Here is a 21,389-nt window from a genome sequence, read left to right on the forward strand (position 1 = left end):
TGGTATAATCGTTTTATAAATTAAGAAGAAAGGAACTTAAAAAGATGAAATTAACGAATGCGATTAAACTACTTAGCCAATACGGCGAAGTTAAACAAGATGAAACCGGAGCAAGAATTGAAATAGACGGCTGGACTTACGGCGCTAGCACGAATTGGAACGAGCAAGAGGTTCTATTTTTATATTGTGAATGCGGTACAAACACGCGGGATAGGCACTTTTATTCATATAACACGCTAAAAGGACTTAAAGATTGCATGGATAGATACATCCGGGCAACGGCATAGCAAGAGGATTACAATGAAAATTTATTTAACGGAAATAGACTACGCCCGTTTAAATTCTTCGATGGATGAGGGGCGATACTCCTTAAAAAGGGATGGTGAATACACGGAGGCGATAAAGCTTAAATTTATAGGCAACGCGACGAACGTTGAAAGCTATGGCGTATTTTTTAGCCACGATCCGTTTAAAGTTTTTATTTTAGATAAGCTGGCGCAAACGTTTAGACAGACCGATGGTTGGGCGCCGCGAAACCTTTAGGGGTCAAATAGACGAAGGGCAGCATGAGTCAATGAACAAGAACTATAATAAATTTGAAAGGGCACACGATATAATGGTGGAGCTAATCAAAGCCCCACTCCCTCTTGAGCCGGTGGAGCTTGGCAACATTAGCGACAGGGAGCTTGGCTTTTTGAAGAGTAGCGTAGAGATGATGGCGGACTACTTGGACTCGCTGGGCTTTGATTTCAGAGGCCACAAAGAGGAAGTCCTGATGCCGATTTACGAGGAGTTCGAGAGGCGGCAAAAGTAAATAGCAAAATATGCTATAATTTGTAAAAATAAGGATGAAAAATGAAGAAAATTAAACTGCTGACGGCGGCTGTTATAGCCGGGCTTATGTTGGCAGGATGCGGTGAAGATGATGGGCTTGTAAAGCTAGAGAATGCAAATCCGGCAATAAAACAAGCAAATTACGATGCAATGGTCAATAAGCTAAAAGAGAGAGTTAAAAATACAGATTTTGAATTTTATCATGCACAGACCTTATTTAATGGCGAAAATTGGAAAAATTATACATCAGAGCAGGGCTTTGCCAAATTTACAAGATGGAAAGCTCAAAACGACCTCATAAACAATGAGAAACTCGTAGTAGTAGTCGTAGATAAAAATAATAAAAAAGTAGGGTCGGCATACGAGGTCGAATGTACAAAATGGGGCAAATTTGAGTGCGATCCAGAATATATAACGGTTCTTGAAAACGGAAAAAGATAGAAAAAGGAGAATCCCCAATGAAGACGACGTTACCCGATTTAACCAAAGAATCGATACTCGCATATCTATCCGAGCTCAAGCCGGGTCTTGAAAAAGACGGCATCCAAAAGATAGGACTTTTCGGAAGCTATGCCAAAGGTTATGCGGGTGAAGACTCGGATATAGATATAGTCGTTTTGGCCGACAAAAAGGACTTTTTGGATAGACTGCACGCGTTTAAAGCGCTTGCGTATTTAAATGATTTAAAAGAGCAGATCGCGGGCAAATTTCATAAATCGGTAGATATTTGCGATTTCTATTCTGAACAAAAAATGCAAGACGACAAGATAGTGAGGGGAGCGATTTATGTCTGATAAAAAAATTATATATCGATTAGAACTGGCGGTAGAAAAAATAGATCAAGTATTTGAAATTTGTAAGCCCAAAGGCGTTACAGCAGCACTAGAAGACGAGCTGCTTGCAAAGCCAGCGATAATGAAACATATCGACGTCGTATACCAGCAATTTAAGAAGCTTGAAGAAGCGCAGGAATACCATATATTAGATAAATTTAAAAAAGAAGATATAAAAGGGATAAGAGATATCAGAAATTGGTCTTCTCACAATTATGACAATATACAAAACGAGATCATAGAAGACGTTATACGCACAGATCTTCCTAATCTCAAAGAAAATCTTCAGAAAGTCATAAAAGAAACGAAGCAAGAGCTGTGCGAAGATTTACAAAAAAAGATCGATCGCTTCGTTAAGAAGCAGAATATTTTAACCCCGCAAGCCAAGAGCGATCTTGGGGCAGATATTCAAAAAGGCTACAACGACTTACGAAAAAATGGACTTGAGCTTGATAAATCATATGCAGACAAGCTCAAGGGCATCATCAAAAGCAACTCGAACGAAAACGTAAAATAATTTTGCGTTTGAATTTTTAAAAAGGGGAAAATAAGCTTCCTTCCCTTTCTAAATTTTAATTTTTTTATACTTCTTTTTACATAAATTTAAGAAATATGATATTTCTAATTTTACTATATTTTAATGAAATATAATTTTATTTTTAAATATTTTATTATTTCTTAAATATAATCTACTCTCGACCGCCAAGTTCATTATTAAATTTATTTTGATCCGCCGGGCGAGAACCCTGAGTTTTAGTCTTACCGGATCGTTCAGCCAAGACGTCTTTATAAAGCCTCTTTTCGTTTTTGATTTTTACTAGACGATCGTCAGGCTTAACGCCCAGCACCGATACGCCTTTAAAATATTCTTTGAACAAAAAACCGTCCTTATCGATTTTATCGCTATTTAAAAGCTTTTTGCCGACGTAGTCGAAGCGTTTTTGACAAATATCCGCGATAAATTCCTTATTGCTTTTTAGCCTTTTTTCAAAAGCGGTAGCCTCTTCGCCGATTATGCCCGAGTGCTGCAAGACGTAAAGGTTTTTATCTAAAATTTCAAGCTTTGCGGTTAATTTAAAAAGACTTTCGTTACGCCCGAGCATGCGAGTAACTAGCAGGCTATCCTCGAAATACTTCCTAGCCGCATCGTCCTCGCGGCCGCGATGAATAGCGATAGCGCGTCGCACTTTTTTATAATTTTCGACATCGGCCTTGCTCGCGCCCCTATTTTTCGGATAAATTTTATTGTAGTTGTAGCTAAAATTTTCAAGTAAATTTAGCCCTGCGGAGTGGTCTTTATAGTGAGCCAATCGCATCTCGTTAAGCTGCATAGCTTGATTGGAAATTTTATTTATTTTGTCGATTTCAGATAGCACGGCCTTGCTCTTTTCTTTGATGACTCGGTTACTTTCTTTTAACTCACGAGCGAGCTTATACGCCCGTTTATTTCGCTTTTTAGTATAAAGCATAAAGAGCCGTAAGAGCTCTTCATTATCTTTTTTAAGCGCGACAAGTTCGTTATTCATAGCTTCAATTCGCCCTGCCGTAGCGTCATAGCTTTGCTTATTTTTATCCTGCATTTTTGAATAATAGTCGTTTATTTTATCTTTTGCCGTATAGTCGTCCGCTTCCAGCTTCACGGCGGATTTTACTTTGTTAAATTCGAGCTTTAAATCCTTTTGCAAGAAATTTTTATTCTCGTATTTTAGCCCACGAGCTCCGAGAGAGTAAGCGAAATTCGTCCGCACGTCGTCAAAAAACTCTCTGATTTCGCTTCTGCTATCAAAGTGGATTTTTTTATTGGTAAAGCTATTTCGTTTATTTAAAACCACGTGCACGTGCGGATTATTCTGATGGGTGTGTAGCACGAAAGCATACTTGTGTCCGCTAAAATTTAGACCTAATACGTTATGTACACTCTCGCTCAAAGCTCTTAATTTTTGCTGATCGTCGCAAGGCTCGTTGATAGAAAAAATTAGATGCCACGCGTCCTTCGAGTTTGTATTATCGCCGAAATCCTTGCCCCAATCTTTTAAAACTTCATCGCTGCCTACTCTCTCCCCTTTTTCATTGATAGCCGCGCCGTCGAGAGAGTTTTTAAGAGCGTAGTCGATACAACGCTTGATGGAAGTTTTAGGCAAATTTGAAATCATCTTTACGACTGATTGCTTGGCAAAGTTATTTTTAGGAAAAGGAATATGCGAGCGAGAAAATCCTACGCCGCTTCCAAAAGAAACGTATTTATGCTCCGATTTTGCCGTACGAGTATAGCCGGCTCTGATAGCTTTTAGTTCTTCGAAAAACGCATCCCAATCGCGTCTTGCCAAATTCTCTCCCTTTTAAATTCTTAAAAAGTATTCATAGCTTTTAAAGATATTTGCAAAAGATGTTAGTGTAAGTAGCTTTAAGAAAAGATAATGCCAGAAGTAAGGCAGGATAACCCTCTTTATATATCATTTTTTTAAGTTTAGCCCATTTTACGGCGATAAAACGCCTAAAAATGGGGAAACTAAACTTAAAAAAGCTGTGATTTTCGGTAATTTTGCAATTGCCGAAAATAAAATAAAATGCAGAGCATTTTATTTTTGAGAAAAAGCAAGTAGGTTTTAAAAGGGAAAGCGTAAAAAAGCACAAAAATATTTGAAAAGTTAGAACTATATTCGCGATACATAAAAATAAAACAAGAAAATTTTATTCGGATAAGCTTATGGACAAAATATAAGAAAAAATTAAAAATATCTAGCAAAAGTATTCAGAGATAAGCAAAACGAAACGGAAGAGAAAATTTTTAAAAGAATTTGTAAAATTTTTGAAAAGCGTAATTTTGTAAAAAGACTTTTTTAAAAAAATAATCGCAAAAAGCCTATAAAATAATCAATATGAAAAAGTAAAAAAGTAAATAAATACTTATAAAATCTTTAAAAGAATTGCTTGTATATCCTTTAAATCGCTATTCGCAAAATCACTTTTACAAAATCTCGCTTTTTGAAAAATAGTATAGTGCTAGAAATCGAAAATATTCTAATCAAAAAGGAGCAAACAATGAGAGAAGTCTCAAAAAAGGCGAAAAGTATTTTTTACTTTTTAATGTTCTTGCCGTTTCATTTATTCGGAGCGGGCGGCCAAAACGTTTTAAAAACTTTGGAAACAAAGGCAAACGAACAAATCACTGAAGCCGGCAGTAGTGCCGCAAGCGTTATCAATACGGTAATCACCGTATTCGGCATTATTTGGGTCGTAGTATTCTTAACGATAATGTTCGTAAATATCGAGGCTTTAAAAAATAATATAAAATTGCTACTTGGTATCGCGATTATTCTTGGTATTGCATACGGCTTATCTGCCGCAGCAATGTAAAAGGTAAAAGCGAATGATAGTGACCGACTGCTATATGGACTTAACCAAAAGAACGAAAATCATAGGTCTAACAACCACGAGTCTATTCACGATTATAATCGCTGGATTTATCTCGTGGTTTATCTTGATTTTATATTCGCTAGCAGTCGTTGCTATTTTATACTGCTTCTTCTTTATTTTAGAATTTTTTGATGAAGACATATACGACATCATAGGTTCTAAAATGAAAATATCGCAAAACAAATTTTATGCATAGGTTAGAAAATGGCTCGCGGAATAATAGGCGTAATCAAAGAGTGGAATCAAAATAAAAAGAAAGAAAAACTAAAAAAAGAGCTTGGCATTGACGTAAGCCAAGAAAAACCAAGCATTAAAAATAAAACGGAAAACGACGTTTTATCAAAAATCAATAAGATCAATAAAAAAGCGGATGAAATTTTAATGATAGCAGAACCGCAAATTTATACACTGGCAAAAGAAAACAACATCGCCTGCAAATACGGCGAGAATATAATAATCACCAAAGACGGCAACGCAAGTATAGCAGTAGAGCTAAAAGGGATAAGCTACGCCGGAATCAGCTTAGACGACGAGACAGACTACCTTTTAAACCGCGTTATGTTTTTTACGACTTTGAAAGATGACGTAGAAATAAATTTAATCATCAAAAAAACAAAGCAAGACGACAAAGAATATACAGACAAAAATATAAATCCGTATGCGAACGAGATCATAAAAAAATGGGAAACCAATCAAGATATATACGCTATAAGATACTTTTTAATAATTTCTACGATGACGAAAAATATCACAGGACTACTGGAAAGCTTTAAAACCAAAATGACTAGCGAAGAGGGCGACGAAAGCAACGAAAGCGCAAAATTAAAGCAAAAAATCGAGCTTTTAAGCGATACGTTCTCAAATATCAAAAACTACTTCTCGATTTATCAGCCAAGACAGCTAAGCGGCGATGAGATCATAAATTTTTATGCCACGTATTCAAACGCGAAAGAGACGAACCTTACATATACGAATGAGCTGATCACGGATAGTTACATAAGCTCATACGTAGAATTTAAAAAAGACTACATAGAGTTTTACCGCAACGACGGCACGACCAAATACGCTAGATTTATCAGCGTAAAAGCCTACGAAACTGAGCAAATCAAGTCGATCATCACCTCAAATTTAATCAAAAGCAATAACGAATTTATGGCTATGATTTATCTAAAAGCCTACGAAAAGCGCAAGGCGATCAAGAAGATAAAGGACACCAAAGCGTTTGCGGTAGAGCTAGTCCGCCAAGAGCTAGATCAGTTAATGGAGCTAATCCAAGCCGACAGAGAAAATTTGGTGGAGACGAGCTTTTCGGTATATTGCCTAGCCGATAGCCTCAAAGAGCTGGAAAACCGCTCGAACGAACTAAAAAATATCCTAGAAAATCAAGGATTAAATGTTGTCCGAGAAACGCTAAATCAAAAAGCTCTTTATTTTAGTTTCTTTCCTAGTCGCGGAAATTTAAACGCTAGAAAGAAAACGCTAAATATCAGCAACTTAGCCACGATCGCAAATTTTGAAAACGAAGTAACCGGATTTAACCAAAATGACTGGGGCGGCGAAGCGATAACGACATTTAAGCACCTAAACGGCACGCCGTATTTATTCAATTTTCACTGGCAGCCAGATGGCGATCGCCCAGCCGGGCATACGATGATAGTGGGCGGAACCGGAAGCGGAAAGACGACGCTGGCGCAATTTTTAATGACAAATTTATTTAAATACCCGATAGATATATTTGCAATGGATAAGCTACGCGGTATGTATAACTTCACGAACTACGTAGACGGCGAATATCACGATAGTGAGAGCGATGGCTTTAAATTAAATCCATTCAGTCTAGCCGACACGAACGAAAATAGAGACTTTTTAAAGTCATGGCTACGCTTTATGGCCGAGGTTAAAAACGACGAGCATGAAGCCATAAACGATATTAACAACACGATAGACCGTATATACGACATGAAGCAAGATGGTCAAACGCTAACGCTAAGCGACTTTATTATATCGCTTCCAAGCGACAATAACGAGAAATCAAGACTAAAAATCAGATTTGACAATTATAAGGGTTCGATATTCGACAACAAAGAAGACGCCTTAAATTTTACCAAGCAGCTATCGGTATTAAATATGGACGGCATACTGCAAAACAAAAAAACCGCCGGACTTACGGCTATATATATTTTTCATAAACTAAAAAATAAAGCCAAAAATAGCGCGGATAAGCGCGGCTTCTTTTGCTTTATAGACGAGTTAAAGGATTATTTACAGGATGAGACGATGCAAGAAAAAATCCTAGAAGCGATCCTAGAAGTTAGAAAAATCGGCGGAGTAATGTGTATGGGCTTTCAAAATATGAGCTTATTTAACAACATTGAGCGCGGCTCGTCTTTTTTGGACAATATCGCAAATTTCGTCATATTTCCGACCAATAGCGAAGAGACGCTGGCGGAGTTAAACGCGATGATAGGATTAACGCCGACGGAAGCCAAATTTTTAAAAGAGACAAACTCGAATGCGAGGCAAATACTGCTAAATATGAAATTAAGAAACGAGAGCGCAAAGCTGGATATAGATTTATCGAGGCTCGGAAGCTACTTGCGAGTATTCTCGTCAAGCTCGGACAACGTAATGCTTTTAAAGCAGCTTAAAAACGATAGCCCGGTTCACTGGCGAAAACATTACATAGAATTTAAAGGGAAGAGGAGTTAAGGATGAAAAAGATTGCAATCATCATGGCGGCGTCGATACTAGCGGCGCTTTTAAGCGGATGCGCGGATAAACCTAGCAAAATAGAAAGAATAAGCCCCTGCGCTTGTTACGATTTTATAAAGGTGGGTTAAATGGCGTTTGAAGAGAGAAAGATCGACCCAAATTTTATTTTTAGAGCCGAAAGAAGCATTAAAGCGTATATGTTTTATACGATCATAGCCCTCGCGGTCGTAAGCGTAAGTCTGGCGGTAGCAATAGCGCTTTTAACGCCGTTAAAGGAAACAAAGCCGGTTTTACTTAAATTTTCAGATGGCGACTCCCGCTTCGTGACTATAGACGATACGAGCCTAAATGTCCGCAGCAACGAAGAGCTGCTAAAAAGCATTTTAGCTGGATACGTTAAAAACAGAGAGATGATAAATCGCATAGACGATGTCGAGCGCTACAACGAGATACGCACGCAAAGCAGCAGGCAGGTATGGGAAGCATTTCAAAGTTTAGTAAGCGATCCCAACTCGATTTATACGACTAAAAATTACTTCCGTAACATTCAAATTTTAAACGTAGCCGTTTTAAGTCAAAACGTAGCGACGGTCGACTTCCAGGCCGAGATCACGAATCCTACGCGCACTGAAGTAAGCTATAAAAAATACAGAAGCGCGATAGAGTACGACTTTCGCAACCAAAGTGGCACATACGCCGATACGATGAAAAATCCTACCGGTTTTATCGTAAGTAAATATCAAATAACGCAAATTTTGGACGAAAAGGGCTCAAAATGAGAAATTTAATAAAACTTTCGATCGTCTCGGTACTTGCTTTAAATTTAAGCGCACCCGAGCCTCAAGAGGGACTAAGCGAAGAGCAGATGAATCAAATCCGCGCCATTATGCGCCAAACGCAAGAGCTGGTAAACGAGCAGCAGCAAAACGGCTCTATGGGCGAAGATATATTTAACGATAAAAACAAAGACGTAAACAACAATATACAATCGAATTTTAAAATAAATCCGCTCGGACTATACAAGCAAAGGCAGCAGCTGCAAGGGGCAAAATTTAACGACCCTAACGGCGGGCAAATTCCCGAACAAGACGTAATAGACTTCGGTGGTGCGCCCGATGGTTCGGATAGGCAGATAGGCAAAGACGAGCTGGAGCTTATGAAAAACGCCATCCGCAATCAAGATTTAAAGGCATTGCAGCAAAAATTTCACTCAAAGAAATACAGCGGATACGAAAATACGCAAGTAGTCAAATATCAGCCCGATAAAACCATCAAAATTCGCACGCGCCATGCAATGGCCACTACGCTGATATTTGATAGCGAGATAGATAATTTCGTGCTAGGCGACCAGACCGGCTTTAAAATAGAGCAAATCCCAAGCCAGCCTAATGCTATCGCAATAATCCCGCAACTAATCGGCATCGATACTAGCCTAACGATTTTTACGGGTGATGGAAAAATCCATACCTTTTATATTTTTTCGACGGATTATAAAAATTCAAGCGACCCAAGCTTCATAGTTCGTATAAAAGACGGCGAAACGCAAAAAGCTAAGCTTGCTAAGCTTGAAGAGGACGGCAAGGAGTATTTAACAATAAAAGACGGCATAGCCGAGCTGAAAGTCAAAAAGAGCGATATTTACAGCGGATATACGCAAAAGGCCAAAAAAGAAAATGAGTGGCTGCTATCGGCTGAAATTTTTAGCGATAAGAAATTTACGTATTTTAAGTATTCCAAAGACGAAATGCCGCAAATCCCTACTATTTACGCAGTCATTGATAAACAAGATAGCCCAGTAGAAACGAGGGTAATAGGCGATTACATAATCGCAGAGACTATAAATCCGAAATTTACGATTAAAAGCGGCGACAGCTACGTATGCGTAGAACGCAAAGAAACGCAGGCCGAAAAACTAAGAAAAGAGATAAGAAAAAATTTAAACACCGATGAAGAAGCCGTAAAACAAAGACAAAAAGAGAATAGCAAAACAATAACGAAAAACCAAGAAAAATATAACGAATCCACAAAAAAAGCAAGAGGATTTTAGAATGAAAAAGGGGAAGAAAACGCTGCTTTTAAGCCTTGCGACGCTTGGTATAATTTCCTCTCCCCTTTTGGCGGAGGAAATTTTTAACGAGGCGGCCGGGCAAGAGCAGCAAGACGAGCAAATAAGAAATTTACAAAACCAAAAGAATCTGAATCATCTTTTTGAAAATTCAAAATTTCCGGTCGACGATTACATTTATAAAGCCGGAAAGAAAATGCCGAGCGAGGACGGGCAAAATTTAGGCGAAATTTTAAAGAAATTAGAAGAACTCGAAGCTAATAAAAAGCAATCCGGGCAGATCACGCCAGGAGCGCCGGTCGCTACGCCCGAAGATATGACGAAAGAGCAAGAGCAAATGGCGCAGCGCGCTAGAGATAAACAAGAAGAGCTAAAAGCCAAGCAAGAGAGTCTAAAACAAGAAATAAGAAGAGACAACCAGGCCGCCTACGAAAACAAAATGCGCGAGCTAATAAGAGCTCAAATTTTAGCTAATCGCAACAACGAGATAAAAAACGTAAATCAAAACTCATTAAAATACGGCGCCGATGGCTTCTCAAATCAAAAAAGCCTAGATGTCAGCACGAATGAACACAGACTATACCGCACTATTAGAGCCGGGCGGCTGATCCCGGCAATTCTAACGAGCGCGATAAGTTCGGATTTGAGCGGAATAGTAACGGCTCAAATAGAGCAAGACATATATGCTGCTATGGGGCGAGCAGTGCTGATCCCTCGCGGAAGTAAAGTGATAGGCTTTTACACCAACGACACCAAAATCGGGCATGAAAGGCTGGAAATCAGGTGGCGCGAGATAATCACGCCGCAAGGCATTAATATAATGCTAACAGATGCAATGGCCGCCGATAATATGGGAATGAATGGAGTCGTAGGAGCGATAAATAATAAATATTGGGAACGCTACGGCATAGCCTACTCAATTTCAACGATTACGAACGCTTTGCTTTTAGGTATAGCCTCAAAAATGGGAAATTCAAACAACTCTTACGCCACCGAAATTTACTCAAATGCTAGAAGCGACGTAAGCAGCGTAGTGCAAGACATAATCCAGCAGCAAAGCCAAATCAAGCCAACCATAGAAATCAAAAGCGGAAGCCGTATATTTTTAGTGCCTACAAATCATATGTGGTTTGCAAAACCAAAAAACGGCGAAGTGATGATGCAATATTTTAACGATTAAAGGGAAAGCCGATGCAATACGAGCAAATCAAAAGCCAAGTTAAGACTGAGCTACAAAATAAAAAAGCAAACGATAGACTACTAAAACGCATAGCAAATCAGCTAAAAATTACCGAAAAGGCTGAGGCAAACGCTGCAAAAGAAAGGCAGAAGCTAGAAAAGCTAGTGCAAGAAAAAAACGATTTGGTAAGTACGAGCACAACAGAAGCAAGCCAAGAAGAGTAAAATGAGCGAAAGCATAATTTTAAATAATATTTTAGGCGTTTTAAAGCCGTATTTGACCCTGCGGGCAAACGAACTAATATTTAATCGGCCGTGCGAAATAAACATAGACTACGGCGACCACTGGGAAATAGTGCAAGACCCAAAGCTAGATATAAAATTTCTAAATAATTTTTTGATCGAGCTGGCCACTAGAAGAAATCAGCGCTTCGACGAAACGCATTGCCACCTCTCATGCGAACTGCCCGATCCGTTTTTACGTTACCGCGTCCAAGCGCAGCATAAATCAAGTCTGTTTAATAGCGATATCGCAATTTGTATAAGGATACCCAGCAAAGAGGCCTTTAAACTAGAAAGCTTTACATTAAGTCAAAACGTGATAAACGAGGGCTGGACTTATGAAAAAATCAAAGAGCTAATCCGGGATAAGAAAAACGTACTTTTAAGCGGCGGAACGGGAAGCGGGAAGACCAGCTTTTTAAACTCGTTAATGGGAGAAATAGACCCGGGCGAGCGAGTAGTCACCATAGAGGACAGCCAAGAGCTGAGGGTAGAAAACGTAAATAAAACGCAGCTGGCCGTACCCAAAATCGCCACCGAAATTTACAGCTATCAGGTAGCGATCGATAATGCGATGCGCTTGCGACCCGATAGGCTATTTTTAGGCGAGATAGACATCCGCAATACCTTTTCGTTTTTAAGGGTAAACAACACCGGGCATGCCGGAAATTTAAGTACCTTACACGCAAATAATCCCAAAGACGCCATAAAAGCCATTAAAACCAATATTATTTTAGGAGGCGGCCTATCAAGCGTGGACGATCGCATGCTAGATAGCCTTATCGTTACGGCGATCGATTACATTATCCAAATAGCCAGGGTTAAAAATCAAAGAGTCGTGACGGATATCTTAAATTTAAAAGAACTGGACATTGCAAAGATCGTAGCATGAGAAAAGTAGCCGCGCATTTTATATATTTTACCGAAGCCGACGCAAGGGTACTAAAACGCATATCTCAAAGACGCAATGAAAGTAAATCGGCAGTAGTTCGAAAGCTGGTACATGTAGAAAAATACGCTGACGTGCTAGAACAGATAGAAACGAATAACGAAATAATAAGCGAATTCTTACGAGAATTCGGTCGCTTGGGAGTAAATTTAAATCAGATTGCCTATCATCTAAATGCAAACATTACCGGCCCCGAAGAAGCCAAGAATGACCTAGAAAAAAATATGCGGAGCTTCGCAGTAGCCATAAAAGAATTAAGCGCGAAAATGGAAGATTTAAAAATAAAAATAGATGTCAAACATACTAAAACGCCGAGCAATGAGGGAACAAAAGGGGAGGAAAATGGATAGTTCAAAAGAATTTACCGCTAAAAGATGGGCTTGGGCTTTCTTCGTTTCGCTCATAATGGGCGTAGTGCTATATTTGGCGGTAGTCAAGGTTATTTTTAATCCGGATTTGATAAAAGTACCCGCAGTGGCGTATAAAATTTTAATAAATATAGGCGCGCCGACGCTAAAATTAAAGGCTTACGTTGCATTATTTACACTGATCGCCCCGTTTTTGGTAGTCTTTACGTGGTGGCTATTGCCGTATTTTAGAGACGGCGAAGATTATGGCTCAGCAAGGTTCGCGACGCCCGAAGACTTCCCTAAAATGAATATAAACTATAAAAACGGCTTGGTGCTAGGATGTCACAATATAGATAGCGATAATCCGCAGTTCTTAAGGGCTACGCAGCCGCTCTCAACGCTAGTGGTAGCACCTCCTGGAAGCGGTAAAACGGCGGGTATGATCATTCCGAATTTACTAAGCGTACCGGCTTCTTGCGTAACGTTAGATATCAAAGGCGAACTATATAAAAAGACAGCCGGGTATAGGCAAAAATATTTTAACAACGAAATTCAGCTATTCTCCCCTTTTAGCTGGGATAATACGCTATTTTTTAACCCGTTCGATCGCTCAATCGTTAAAGACATGGAGTATATACATATCAAAAAATTGGCCGAGCAGATAGCTTCTACCATTTTCGTAGGCGAAAAAGGCAGCGAAAACGATCACTGGATAAAATCGGCAAGAACGATGTTTGTATTTTTCGCCGAATACTTTATGCAAAAAGACAAACACGCTACGCTAGCCCAACTTGCACAAGCTCCAAAAGCCGATTATTTCGAGTATTTGGACGAAAAATTCGGCGAAGAGGCAATGAAAGAGATAGACGAGGACGACCCGGACAAAGAAAGAGAGAGAGACTATGACGTAGATACTTTTAAAATTTGGCTAAAACAGACAAGCTTTGACGAAAGTATCGACGAAAGCACGAGAAATCAGGCTAGAGCGTATGCAAGAGCCGCAGATAATGAATTTGCAAGCATAAAATCGACATACGATACATTTATGACAGTTTTTAGCAATCCGCAAGTAGCCAACGCAACCAGCAAGATGAGCTTTACGTTCGAGGATTTAAGAGCGAAAAGAATATCGATGTACGTAGTCGTTCAAACCGAAGATATCGAAATTTTAGCTCCTTTAATTCGTATTTTCATAGAAACATTATTTAAGAAATTAATGAGCGGAGAAGAGTGCAGCGATCCCGAGAGATTTATATACTTTTTTGGGGATGAGTTCGTGCGCTTCGGCAAGATGCCATTTTTATTAGAAGCCCCCGCACTTTGCAGAAGCTATGGGCTTTTACCGGTTTTTGTTACGCAAAGCTACGAGCAGATCAAAAAATACTACGGTGAAGACGATATGAATATCGTAAAAAATAACAGCGGATATCACGTAATTTTTAACATGAATAGCGACAAAGACGCAGAGGATACGAGTAAGTTAATCGGCGACTACACAAATATCAAAATCAGCAAATCGCAAGGTAATATGGAGCTGTTTAAAAGCAATATCTCAAAGAGCAAAGAAGCCAAAAAGCTAGTAACTGCCCAAGATTTGAAAAACCAAGATAGTAGCGATATTTTAATTCTTGTTAAAGGCTTTTACAAGATGCCCATCAAGGCAAAAGTGCCTTATTGGTTCAAGATGGCACAGTGGAAAGGGGCAGATAAGCTAGAAGTTGAGGCAAAGGACGACCAAGGCGAAGCTGCCGTCAAGCAAGACGCCTATACGGCCAAAAAAGGGAGCGAAAAAGAGGCAAAAGGCGAAGTAAATACGGCACAAAACGGCTCAAGCGAGATCAAGCCTGCGGATGATAAAAGACAACAAAGAGACGAGCTGCTAAAAGCTCTAAAAATTAAAGTGGATAGGGAGTAAAATTTTATAAATTTTTATAATAAATTTAGCAAAAAATTTAAAAATATAATATTTTTATTTTTGTTAAATTTAAATTATATGTAATTTTATTTTTAGATGTTTTATTATTTTTTAAGAGCTCTAATCTAAATTTTTATAGAAGATTTAAATTAGAGCTCAAAGCTCTAAAATCTACCCTAAGGAGTAAGCAATGACCTATGCAGAAAAGCAAGAGCAAGAAAAGGCATACAAAGAGTATGAGAAAAATCTTGCCGAGCGATTTGCGACAAGCGAAGACGGTGAGTTTGAAATCAGCGACGGCGAGAGCAAGGAATGGGAATATTTAAATAAGTCCCACCAAAGCATGGAAGTCGCCGATCAAGACGAGCCCAATACCGACTCATAGCCCAAAAGCTATGAGTAAACGACAGACGTAAGGATAAAAAATGGCAATGGAACAAGAGAAAAAGAGTTGGGAGCAGATGAGTAATGCCGAGAAAAAAGAGAGCTTCGATAAATACATGAAGTATAAACTTTTTGAAGCTCATAAGACCGCAAAAGCGGATTGGCAAAGGGATATGAGCAAGGAAGAGGTGGATAACACCATGCCTTACAACGCCTTAACCGGCAAAACGTATTCAAGAGAGACCAGCATGCTTTTAAGGGCGGAGATGGCCATAAAAGGCTACGACAAGGCTCAATTCGTAACGATGGAGCAAGGCAACGCGATGGGCGGGGTGCTAAAGCTCAAACACGACGAGCAAACCGGCGAAATTTTAAAAACCAAAAACGGCCTACAAGCGAGAGTGGACGGCGTTAAAATGCTTTATATTGCAGATCACGAGCTAAGGCCGAAACTGGACAAAGACGGCAAAGAGGTTATAGCGGCAGTCAAAGACAAAGACGGCAACGTTAGACTCGATGAAAATACCGGCAAGGCGATCACGTACGTAGTCAAGGAAAAAATCCCGATAAAGCCGCGATTGGAGACGAAAACGCTCTATCACGTAAGTCAATTCGACGGGCTAAACGAAGAAAAAATCAAAGAGCGGGATCTAACTGCCATCCAAAACTACCGAGAGGCGGCCAAGAACCAAGCATACGAAGTCAGAATAGACTACGGCAAGACATTGGGGATAGGCGGAAATTTAGCAAAGCAGCTAGACAGCCTAACTATGGCTCAAATCAAAGGCGTAGACTACTATAACCCGGCGCAAAGGCTTGATATGTCCAAAGAAGCCGAGAAAGCTAAAAAGCAGACTAGGCAAAAAGATAAGGTCATGGAACAAGGCAGGTAAGCTAAACCAAACTTAGGGTAGACGGGGCGAAAGCCCCGAATTTAAAGGAATTAAAATGTTATTTGAATTTTTGAATTTTCTAGGGGTCGGCGACGGAATGACCGCCAAAAAGCAACCGATGAGTGCGGATGATGTAAGCATAAAAGAGGGAGCTGAAGAGTTTATCATCGAGATGCAAAGCCCCTATTTTCAAGAGGAGATCACGACAGAGACGATAATGAAAGACGGCAAAAAAATAGAAATCAAAAAGATAAAAATCTCAGAGCCGCTAGATAACAATAAAGCACTAATATCGATAAAAACCTATAAAAAAGATATAACGAGAGCATAAAATGGCACAGCAGCAAGTAGCAAAAACGCTTTTAACGGATAGCAACTGGATAAACAAGACTCAAGCAGTTATGCAAGAAAACGTGATGAGTTTATTTGAAAAATTTTATCAAGGAGCTCACGATTTAGTTTATTCGACCGCCACGACGACGATCGTAATCTTAATAGTCGTATTTTGGCTGTTGGATAAGCTAAAAAACGGCTATCCGACGCGAGAGGAGACGTTTAACGCTATAAAATATATAATCAAGCTTTGCTTTATTTTTGCCGTTCTTAGCTCATTTGGCGCATATACCGGCGCCCTATACGTCCTAACCATACCTGAAAATATGATAACCGCGACTGTAAGCTCAATTTTTCAGAGTCAAGATTTCGGAACGATCGTGACGGAATCGGCCAATAGAGTGGATAATTTAAGGGCTTTAATGTGGGAATACGGAACCAAGACCTATTTAAAATCGCAAGAATGGTCTATGTTGGGATTAAGTTTTAATGGCCCGACGGATTACATAATGGCAAGCGTCGTAACGGCATTTTTAATGATCCCGTTTTGGATATTTTACCTAGTATTTTTTATTCTACTAATCGGCATTACGATCGTTATATTTTTTAGTAAATTCGTAGCATTTTTGATATTAAGCACGCTGCCATTGGTGCTGCCGTTTTTGATCACACCGCGCTTTTTGCCGTATTTATGGAGCTGGTACAAGTTATATCTATCATACGCCATAATAGCTCCTTTGGCATTTATAGCCCTAAATTTAGCAATGAATCCGATCATAGAGCTTGAGAAATATCAAAACGTCATAGGTGAATTATTTATAAAGCAGTTTGAATACTTGATAACCGGCGCGATCACTTGCATAACTGCGCTTTTCATAATCAGAAAAATACCAAATTGGATAAATGCGGTACTAGGAACACAGATGGAAAGCGGAGCAGGCGGAGTAGTGGCAGGGGCGGGTAGCAGGCGGCATAGCCGGAAAGACTTTGCTGGGTGGACTAGCTAGAAAAGCGACCGGCGGCAGCTTTATCGGCGGAGCGTTGCAAAGTTTCGGCAAGGCCACCGGCGGAAATGCGGTAGGACAAATCACGAAAGCCGGAATAGACGCGAGTGTAAATCTTGGAAAAGATATAGGCAAAGGTACGAAAATGCTAGGAAAAGGCGTATATGATGCTTATAAAGTATTTCGCGGCGGATACGCGGTGCCGTAAGGCTAAAATTTAGAAAATTCTTTTAAAAGGGGTAAAAATGTTCGCACAAGCTACAATCATAGGAAATTTAACCAAAGATATAGAGCTCAGATACACGGCAAGTGGTATGGCCATAGGTAATACCGCAATAGCCTCGACACACAAATTTAATGTGGCAAACGGCGAGAAGCGGGAAGAGACGTGCTTTATAGACGTAACTTTTATGGGTAAAAGCGCGGAAATAGCCAATCAGTACCTGGCTAAGGGTTCAAGGATATTTATCGAGGGGCGGTTGAAATTTGACCGATGGACGGATAATAACGGACAAAACAGAAGCAAGCATAGCGTAGTCGTCGATAAGATGATAATGCTCGATACCAAAGATAGGCAAGAAATCGGGCAAAACGAGCAAACCCATTCTGCATCGCAGATAGACAATGAATATATCGATAACGCGCAAGATGCGCCGTTTGAGCAATAAATTTAACTAAGGAGCGAAAAATGAGTAATGCCGTAATCATCATCGAAAGCCCAAACAAGTGCGATAAGATAGAGCATATAACCGGCGCAAAGGTTTATGCTACCAAAGGACATTTTAAAGAGCTTGCAAAGGAGATAGTGGCCGATTATACCGGCTATGAGCCGATATTTGAGATGAAAGGGCAAAGCAAGCATAGAATGAACGAAATTTTTAACGATTGCAAAGGTAAGGACGTCATTATCGCTACCGACCCGGACAGAGAGGGATACGGCATCGGCTACATGGTTTACGAGACGATTAAAAATATCGCCAAAAGCGTAAAGCGCGCCGAGTTTCACGAAATAACCGAAAGCGGCATTAAAAAAGGGCTAGATAAAGCCGTGCCGTTTGCAAGCTCAAATTTAAAGGAATTCGATAGCTTTAAAGCACGAGCGGTAGGCGATAAGCTGGTGGGATTTATCATGTCGCCCGCTTACATCAACAAGCTCAACGATAAAAATTTATCCGTCGGCAGGGTTCAAACGCCGGCACTCGCCCTGATCGTAAAAAGAGAGCTTGAAATAAAAGAGTTTTTAGCAAGCCCGGCATCAAAACAGATCGACTACAAAATCAAAGCAAAGCTAAAAACGAGAAGCGGCGTAGAATTTACGGCCGTAAACGATAATATTTTTAGCTCAAAGGACGAAGCGAACGCAAAAATCGCCGAACTTGGCGGTAGCATGGCGAAAGTATATCAAATAGATACGAAACAAAGCCAAATAAAGCCGCAAGCTCCGTTTAGAACCAGCCAAATGCAAGAAGCGGCGAATAAGAGGCTGGGGTTTAGCTCGGATAAAACCATGAGCCTAGCTCAAAAGCTATTCGAAAAAGGTCTTATAACGTATCATAGAACCGACAGCAACACTATATCGGACGAGTTTATAAACGAAGTAGAAGCTAAATTTAAAGGGGAGGAGTGGTACGAGAAAAAAATATATAAAGCCGGCAGCCAAAGTCAAGCCGAAGCCCACGAAGCGATCCGTATAAGCCACGTGCATGGTTACGGCGAGATAGATGAGATCGCCGGGCGCGAAAGCCTAAGCGATGACGAAAAATCGCTTTATGAGCTCATTTTTCTAAATTCAGTCCTAAGCCAAGCCAAAAATACCGTAAACGAGAACAAAACATACGACATAGACGTCAAGGCTCTAAGCTTTAAGGCCAAGACCGGCAAATGCATTTATAAAGGCTTTAAGGGGGCTTTGAAAGAGCAAGCGGACGATGAAGACGAGCAAGATAAAGACGTAGCCCAAATAGAGCTAAATTTAAATCAAGGCGACGAAGTCGAGGTGCTAGGCTTCGAGCTACAAGAAGTTAAAAAGCAAGCTCCGCAGCACTACAAGGAAAGCAATTTTATCTCCCTTTTAGAAAAAGAGGGCATCGGTAGGCCAAGCACGTATGCTACGTTTCTGCCTACGCTTTTAAAGCGGGAATTCGTAGTTATCGAAACCAAAGGCAAAAATCAAAACATAGTGGCCACCGGCAAAGGGATAAGTTTCATCGAAAGTGTTAAGGCGAATGACGAGTGGATCACGCAAAGCGAATTTACAAAGCAAATGGAAGGCGTGCTAGACGAAATAAGCGACGGCAAAGTAAATTATCTCGATTTTATAAAGCCGCTGCACGAGAAAATGGGCTTTAAGGAGCTAAATAGCGGTGAAACCAAACCTCCGAGCGAAGCTCAGCTAAATTTTGCGAAAAACATAGCTTCGGATTTAAAAATAGCATTGCCAGACGGTATCGAAACGGACTGGAAAATTTGCTCGGATTTTATAAATAAGAATAAAGATAAGGCCATCCGTCCGCCGAGCGACAAACAAATCAAACTAGCGCAAGATCTAGCAAAAGATAAAAAGCTGGAGCTACCCAAAGGTTACGATACCGATCTGAAAATTTGTAAGGCGTTTATAGAAAAGGCATTGAAGAGGAAATAGCATGGTTGTGGACAACGCCGAAATCTTTTTTCGTGTTTGCCGTAAAACGACAATCGATAAAGAGCAAGATATAGCCGGGATTTATTTCGGTAAAAAATATAAGGATACGTTAAACCCTGTATTTTTTGACATTTTTAAAAAATACAGGAGAAACTTAGAAAGTCGTTATGAGTGTATTATCGGCAAAGATGATTTTATATGCTTTGCAACGCAAAATAAGAAAAAATTTATTAAAGAGTTTGGCAGTGTACGTTCAGAACTCGCTTCATTTTTAGAGCATTATTTAAATGATCCAGAAGCTGATTGTTTTGAAATTTGCTTTTTAAAATCGTATTTCGATACAAAAAGCAAAACGGAACAAAAAGGGAAAGAATGAGCCAAATTTCAACCCAAAACGAGCTGGTCGGGCAAGGCTGGATGGCGGATAAAGAAAAGAGAGCCAATGTATATTTTATGAAAGCCAAATACGAGATCGACGACGAGTTTTATACTAGCTTTGACGAGATCAGAGAAGAGCTGCAAGATTACAAAGCGCACTTTAAAGACAAAATCGTGGTCTGCCCGTGCAATGACGGCAAAAATAGCAACTTTTATAGGTATTTCGCCTTAAATTTTAAAACTTTGGAGCTAAAAAAGCTGATTACGACGACGTTTAACATCAACGAGCTAAACTCGAAAGGCACGAAAATAGAGATCACGAGTGACGGCATGAGCGAAACACAGTTGCGCGGTCGGGGCGACTTTCGCAGCGACGAAGTAAAGGAGATAATCGCGCAGGCCGACATCGTCGTAACCAATCCGCCCTTCTCCCTTTTTAGAGAGCTTATAGATATAGCCCAAAGCGGTCAAAAGAAATTTTTAATCGTAGGCGGAACGTATTCGATTACCTATAAAAAGATATTTGAGCTATACAAAAATAACCAAATTTGGCTAGGAAATCACCAAGTAAATATTTTTACTCGCCCGGACGGCAGCAAAAAGCGATTTAGCAACGTATCGTGGTTTACGAATTTAAAAAGCACAAAGCATCAAACCGGCGTAAGACTAATGAAGAAATATAAAGGCAATGAGCACGAATATCCGGAATACGATAACTACAAAATCATAGAAGTGACCAATTATAAAAACATACCAATCGACTATGATGGCATAATCGGCGTGCCCCTTACGTTCTTTTTACGACACAACCCTGCGCAGTTTCATATATTAGGCTGCGATTTTGAGATCAAGGAAAAATACCCCGAGCTAGTCAAACAAGACTATGCCCAAAGCAACACGAAATCGGCCGTCCTAAACGGACAAGAACTATTTACCAGGATAATAATTCAGCGAATCAACGGCCTTAAACCGAGAACTAGGCTAATAAATCAAATTTAGGGAGCAAATTTATTAAAATCATGAAGAAGTCAAAGAAAACAGAACTATTTAACAGCCCCGCCAAGCGATTTATGTGGGTATTTTTAGCCATAAATTTGCTAGGCTTTGGCACGAATGCAGTTTTATATTTCTTAAAACTACCCAATAAGGTGGAAACAATCCTAAACGCGGACGCGTTCTTTATAACGCTAGCCGCAATCTGCTACATCGCATTTAACGCA

General features: G+C 39.9%; 28 protein-coding genes. 27 read left to right on the plus strand and 1 reads right to left on the minus strand.

What is annotated here, in order from left to right; translation table 11 throughout:
- The first annotated feature begins 44 nt into the window (after positions 1-44).
- Genes H740_RS06325 through H740_RS06350 form a run of 6 tightly spaced genes read left to right on the plus strand, consistent with a single transcriptional unit; the run spans position 45 to position 2,184 of the window.
- Positions 45-287 carry a hypothetical protein gene (locus tag H740_RS06325; protein ID WP_002952507.1) on the plus strand — a complete coding sequence of 81 codons (243 nt, stop codon included), beginning with the start codon at positions 45-47 and terminating at the stop codon, positions 285-287.
- Between the two features lie 13 nt (positions 288-300).
- The gene (locus H740_RS06330; RefSeq protein WP_002952508.1) at positions 301-543 is read left to right on the plus strand and encodes a hypothetical protein; all 243 of its coding nucleotides are present in this window, start codon (positions 301-303) and stop codon (positions 541-543) included.
- A 31-nt stretch (positions 544-574) separates the two neighbouring features.
- Positions 575-814, plus strand: a complete 240-nt coding sequence (locus tag H740_RS06335; protein WP_002952510.1) for a hypothetical protein — start codon at positions 575-577, stop codon at positions 812-814.
- Between the two features lie 41 nt (positions 815-855).
- Positions 856-1,275, plus strand: coding sequence for a hypothetical protein (locus H740_RS06340; protein WP_002952512.1), 420 nt, complete (start codon positions 856-858; stop codon positions 1,273-1,275).
- Between the two features lie 17 nt (positions 1,276-1,292).
- On the plus strand, positions 1,293-1,628 hold the full coding sequence (locus H740_RS06345) for a nucleotidyltransferase family protein (protein ID WP_002952513.1): 336 nt from the start codon (positions 1,293-1,295) through the stop codon (positions 1,626-1,628).
- Positions 1,621-2,184 (plus strand): HepT-like ribonuclease domain-containing protein, encoded by a 564-nt coding sequence (locus H740_RS06350; RefSeq protein ID WP_002952515.1) that lies wholly within the window; start codon positions 1,621-1,623, stop codon positions 2,182-2,184. Before H740_RS06345 ends, H740_RS06350 begins: the two co-directional genes overlap by 8 nt.
- A 172-nt stretch (positions 2,185-2,356) precedes the next feature.
- On the opposite strand, the gene H740_RS06355 is transcribed toward H740_RS06350, so the two are convergent.
- Complete coding sequence (locus H740_RS06355; protein WP_002952517.1) at positions 2,357-3,994, minus strand: relaxase/mobilization nuclease domain-containing protein; 1,638 nt, start codon at positions 3,992-3,994, stop codon at positions 2,357-2,359.
- A 673-nt stretch (positions 3,995-4,667) separates the two neighbouring features.
- On the opposite strand from H740_RS06355, the gene H740_RS06365 reads away from it, so the two are divergent.
- From H740_RS06365 to H740_RS06455, 21 genes are all read left to right on the plus strand, one after another.
- Positions 4,668-5,024 (plus strand): hypothetical protein, encoded by a 357-nt coding sequence (locus H740_RS06365; protein WP_231679328.1) that lies wholly within the window; start codon positions 4,668-4,670, stop codon positions 5,022-5,024.
- A gap of 13 nt (positions 5,025-5,037) precedes the next feature.
- Entirely contained in the window at positions 5,038-5,280 is a 243-nt protein-coding gene (locus tag H740_RS06370; protein WP_002952523.1) for a hypothetical protein, read from the plus strand.
- Between the two features lie 8 nt (positions 5,281-5,288).
- Complete coding sequence (locus tag H740_RS06375; RefSeq protein WP_002952524.1) at positions 5,289-7,793, plus strand: VirB4 family type IV secretion/conjugal transfer ATPase; 2,505 nt, start codon at positions 5,289-5,291, stop codon at positions 7,791-7,793.
- A 2-nt stretch (positions 7,794-7,795) separates the two neighbouring features.
- Entirely contained in the window at positions 7,796-7,924 is a 129-nt protein-coding gene (locus H740_RS12415; RefSeq protein WP_009495754.1) for a hypothetical protein, read from the plus strand.
- Positions 7,925-8,575: a VirB8 family type IV secretion system protein gene (locus H740_RS06380; protein WP_002952525.1), complete on the plus strand. Its 651-nt coding sequence runs from the start codon at positions 7,925-7,927 to the stop codon at positions 8,573-8,575.
- Positions 8,572-9,843, plus strand: coding sequence for a TrbG/VirB9 family P-type conjugative transfer protein (locus H740_RS06385; protein WP_002952526.1), 1,272 nt, complete (start codon positions 8,572-8,574; stop codon positions 9,841-9,843). The genes H740_RS06380 and H740_RS06385 overlap by 4 nt, the downstream gene beginning before the upstream one ends.
- A gap of 1 nt (position 9,844) precedes the next feature.
- Positions 9,845-11,041: a DNA type IV secretion system protein ComB10 gene (locus H740_RS06390; RefSeq protein WP_002952527.1), complete on the plus strand. Its 1,197-nt coding sequence runs from the start codon at positions 9,845-9,847 to the stop codon at positions 11,039-11,041.
- A gap of 11 nt (positions 11,042-11,052) precedes the next feature.
- Entirely contained in the window at positions 11,053-11,265 is a 213-nt protein-coding gene (locus H740_RS06395; protein ID WP_002952528.1) for a hypothetical protein, read from the plus strand.
- Position 11,266: 1 nt separating this feature from the next.
- On the plus strand, positions 11,267-12,214 hold the full coding sequence (locus H740_RS06400) for an ATPase, T2SS/T4P/T4SS family (RefSeq protein WP_002952532.1): 948 nt from the start codon (positions 11,267-11,269) through the stop codon (positions 12,212-12,214).
- Positions 12,211-12,621, plus strand: a complete 411-nt coding sequence (gene mobC, locus H740_RS06405; RefSeq protein ID WP_002952533.1) for a plasmid mobilization relaxosome protein MobC — start codon at positions 12,211-12,213, stop codon at positions 12,619-12,621. Before H740_RS06400 ends, mobC begins: the two co-directional genes overlap by 4 nt.
- Complete coding sequence (locus tag H740_RS06410) at positions 12,614-14,536, plus strand: type IV secretory system conjugative DNA transfer family protein (RefSeq protein ID WP_002952534.1); 1,923 nt, start codon at positions 12,614-12,616, stop codon at positions 14,534-14,536. Before mobC ends, H740_RS06410 begins: the two co-directional genes overlap by 8 nt.
- Before the next feature lie 190 nt (positions 14,537-14,726).
- Complete coding sequence (locus H740_RS06415) at positions 14,727-14,921, plus strand: hypothetical protein (protein ID WP_002952535.1); 195 nt, start codon at positions 14,727-14,729, stop codon at positions 14,919-14,921.
- A gap of 40 nt (positions 14,922-14,961) precedes the next feature.
- Complete coding sequence (locus tag H740_RS06420) at positions 14,962-15,813, plus strand: ArdC-like ssDNA-binding domain-containing protein (RefSeq protein ID WP_002952536.1); 852 nt, start codon at positions 14,962-14,964, stop codon at positions 15,811-15,813.
- A gap of 55 nt (positions 15,814-15,868) precedes the next feature.
- Positions 15,869-16,144 carry a hypothetical protein gene (locus tag H740_RS06425; RefSeq protein WP_002952537.1) on the plus strand — a complete coding sequence of 92 codons (276 nt, stop codon included), beginning with the start codon at positions 15,869-15,871 and terminating at the stop codon, positions 16,142-16,144.
- Position 16,145: 1 nt separating this feature from the next.
- Positions 16,146-17,153, plus strand: a complete 1,008-nt coding sequence (locus H740_RS06430) for a type IV secretion system protein (RefSeq protein WP_002952539.1) — start codon at positions 16,146-16,148, stop codon at positions 17,151-17,153.
- Positions 17,134-17,358, plus strand: coding sequence for a hypothetical protein (locus H740_RS12195; RefSeq protein ID WP_002952541.1), 225 nt, complete (start codon positions 17,134-17,136; stop codon positions 17,356-17,358). Before H740_RS06430 ends, H740_RS12195 begins: the two co-directional genes overlap by 20 nt.
- A gap of 37 nt (positions 17,359-17,395) precedes the next feature.
- The gene (ssb, locus tag H740_RS06435) at positions 17,396-17,818 is read left to right on the plus strand and encodes a single-stranded DNA-binding protein (protein ID WP_002952542.1); all 423 of its coding nucleotides are present in this window, start codon (positions 17,396-17,398) and stop codon (positions 17,816-17,818) included.
- A 20-nt stretch (positions 17,819-17,838) separates the two neighbouring features.
- Positions 17,839-19,791 (plus strand): type IA DNA topoisomerase, encoded by a 1,953-nt coding sequence (locus H740_RS06440; RefSeq protein WP_002952543.1) that lies wholly within the window; start codon positions 17,839-17,841, stop codon positions 19,789-19,791.
- Position 19,792: 1 nt separating this feature from the next.
- Complete coding sequence (locus H740_RS06445) at positions 19,793-20,167, plus strand: hypothetical protein (RefSeq protein ID WP_002952545.1); 375 nt, start codon at positions 19,793-19,795, stop codon at positions 20,165-20,167.
- A complete protein-coding gene (locus H740_RS06450) occupies positions 20,164-21,168 on the plus strand; it encodes an adenine-specific methyltransferase EcoRI family protein (RefSeq protein ID WP_002952549.1) in 1,005 nt (334 codons plus the stop codon). The genes H740_RS06445 and H740_RS06450 overlap by 4 nt, the downstream gene beginning before the upstream one ends.
- 20 nt (positions 21,169-21,188) lie before the next feature.
- Positions 21,189-21,389, plus strand: a 201-nt coding sequence (locus tag H740_RS06455) for a hypothetical protein (RefSeq protein ID WP_002952552.1), incomplete at its 3' end; no start/stop codon positions are given.

The organism is Campylobacter showae CC57C, from assembly GCF_000344295.2.
Classification (GTDB): Bacteria; Campylobacterota; Campylobacteria; order Campylobacterales; family Campylobacteraceae; genus Campylobacter_A; species Campylobacter_A showae_B.

Bases quoted from the DNA above. Each gene is read 5' to 3' on its own strand.
- H740_RS06335 (WP_002952510.1), top strand. From the start codon at position 575: ATGAACAAGAACTATAATAAATTTGAAAGGGCACACGATATAATGGTG.
- H740_RS06340 (WP_002952512.1), top strand. From the start codon at position 856: ATGAAGAAAATTAAACTGCTGACGGCGGCTGTTATAGCCGGGCTTATG.
- H740_RS06325 (WP_002952507.1), top strand. From the start codon at position 45: ATGAAATTAACGAATGCGATTAAACTACTTAGCCAATACGGCGAAGTT.
- ssb (WP_002952542.1), top strand. From the start codon at position 17,396: ATGTTCGCACAAGCTACAATCATAGGAAATTTAACCAAAGATATAGAG.
- H740_RS06420 (WP_002952536.1), top strand. From the start codon at position 14,962: ATGGCAATGGAACAAGAGAAAAAGAGTTGGGAGCAGATGAGTAATGCC.
- H740_RS06330 (WP_002952508.1), top strand. From the start codon at position 301: ATGAAAATTTATTTAACGGAAATAGACTACGCCCGTTTAAATTCTTCG.
- H740_RS06350 (WP_002952515.1), top strand. From the start codon at position 1,621: ATGTCTGATAAAAAAATTATATATCGATTAGAACTGGCGGTAGAAAAA.
- H740_RS06430 (WP_002952539.1), top strand. From the start codon at position 16,146: ATGGCACAGCAGCAAGTAGCAAAAACGCTTTTAACGGATAGCAACTGG.
- H740_RS06440 (WP_002952543.1), top strand. From the start codon at position 17,839: ATGAGTAATGCCGTAATCATCATCGAAAGCCCAAACAAGTGCGATAAG.
- H740_RS06445 (WP_002952545.1), top strand. From the start codon at position 19,793: ATGGTTGTGGACAACGCCGAAATCTTTTTTCGTGTTTGCCGTAAAACG.
- H740_RS06380 (WP_002952525.1), top strand. From the start codon at position 7,925: ATGGCGTTTGAAGAGAGAAAGATCGACCCAAATTTTATTTTTAGAGCC.
- mobC (WP_002952533.1), top strand. From the start codon at position 12,211: ATGAGAAAAGTAGCCGCGCATTTTATATATTTTACCGAAGCCGACGCA.
- H740_RS06375 (WP_002952524.1), top strand. From the start codon at position 5,289: ATGGCTCGCGGAATAATAGGCGTAATCAAAGAGTGGAATCAAAATAAA.
- H740_RS06400 (WP_002952532.1), top strand. From the start codon at position 11,267: ATGAGCGAAAGCATAATTTTAAATAATATTTTAGGCGTTTTAAAGCCG.
- H740_RS06370 (WP_002952523.1), top strand. From the start codon at position 5,038: ATGATAGTGACCGACTGCTATATGGACTTAACCAAAAGAACGAAAATC.
- H740_RS06415 (WP_002952535.1), top strand. From the start codon at position 14,727: ATGACCTATGCAGAAAAGCAAGAGCAAGAAAAGGCATACAAAGAGTAT.
- H740_RS06345 (WP_002952513.1), top strand. From the start codon at position 1,293: ATGAAGACGACGTTACCCGATTTAACCAAAGAATCGATACTCGCATAT.
- H740_RS06385 (WP_002952526.1), top strand. From the start codon at position 8,572: ATGAGAAATTTAATAAAACTTTCGATCGTCTCGGTACTTGCTTTAAAT.
- H740_RS06395 (WP_002952528.1), top strand. From the start codon at position 11,053: ATGCAATACGAGCAAATCAAAAGCCAAGTTAAGACTGAGCTACAAAAT.
- H740_RS12415 (WP_009495754.1), top strand. From the start codon at position 7,796: ATGAAAAAGATTGCAATCATCATGGCGGCGTCGATACTAGCGGCGCTT.
- H740_RS06425 (WP_002952537.1), top strand. From the start codon at position 15,869: ATGTTATTTGAATTTTTGAATTTTCTAGGGGTCGGCGACGGAATGACC.
- H740_RS06390 (WP_002952527.1), top strand. From the start codon at position 9,845: ATGAAAAAGGGGAAGAAAACGCTGCTTTTAAGCCTTGCGACGCTTGGT.
- H740_RS06410 (WP_002952534.1), top strand. From the start codon at position 12,614: ATGGATAGTTCAAAAGAATTTACCGCTAAAAGATGGGCTTGGGCTTTC.
- H740_RS06450 (WP_002952549.1), top strand. From the start codon at position 20,164: ATGAGCCAAATTTCAACCCAAAACGAGCTGGTCGGGCAAGGCTGGATG.